The organism is Pseudoalteromonas sp. SG41-1 (assembly GCF_014164575.1).
Taxonomy (GTDB): Bacteria; Pseudomonadota; Gammaproteobacteria; order Enterobacterales; family Alteromonadaceae; genus Pseudoalteromonas; species Pseudoalteromonas rhizosphaerae.
In genome coordinates this window covers 1-643 of the sequence record NZ_JACJFL010000115.1, presented here as the reverse complement: position 1 = coordinate 643, position 643 = coordinate 1, and the positions used below count along the sequence as shown (strand labels likewise).

General features: G+C 40.6%; 2 tRNA genes and 1 rRNA gene. All 3 read left to right on the top strand.

Annotated features, from left to right (window positions below):
* A 16S ribosomal RNA gene (locus H5203_RS22530) occupies positions 1-77 on the top strand; the annotation flags it as partial.
* Positions 78-153: 76 nt separating this feature from the next.
* Positions 154-230: transfer RNA gene (locus H5203_RS22525), tRNA-Ile, on the top strand.
* Positions 231-276: 46 nt separating this feature from the next.
* Positions 277-352, top strand: a tRNA-Ala gene (locus tag H5203_RS22520).
* Positions 353-643: the final 291 nt, after the last annotated feature.

Genomic DNA, 643 nt, shown 5'->3' with positions numbered 1-643 from the left:
CCACGGAGTGATTCATGACTGGGGTGAAGTCGTAACAAGGTAGCCCTAGGGGAACCTGGGGCTGGATCACCTCCTTATACGATTTAGAACTTATTTGTTCGTAGTGTCCACACAGATGATTGTTATTGTAAAGAGAACAAACACTTATTGTTTGGGTCTGTAGCTCAGTTGGTTAGAGCGCACCCCTGATAAGGGTGAGGTCGGTAGTTCAAATCTACTCAGACCCACCACTTCTTCAACGAAGTCGGTAATCAAACAATAAGTACCAGCATATGTGGGGCTATAGCTCAGCTGGGAGAGCGCCTGCCTTGCACGCAGGAGGTCAGCAGTTCGATCCTGCTTAGCTCCACCACTTACTTCTTAAAAATAAATATTCTTTTATCGGGCAGCATAATCGCCTGAGAATAGAGTGTGTTTAATTTTGAGAGGTTTTTGTATCTCTTGCTCTTTAAAAATTTGGAAAAGCTGATAATAAAATTCGTATGAATACAGTGTATTTGTACAGAGTTTTCAAAAGTAAAAAGAATGATAGCAGTATCATTCAGTGCCATTTAATGAACGTTTACGTTTGTTGATTGGTATCTACTTTAGTATTCAATATTAACTTCTGGCGAAGTTAAACTGTCACGAAACAAAGACCCGT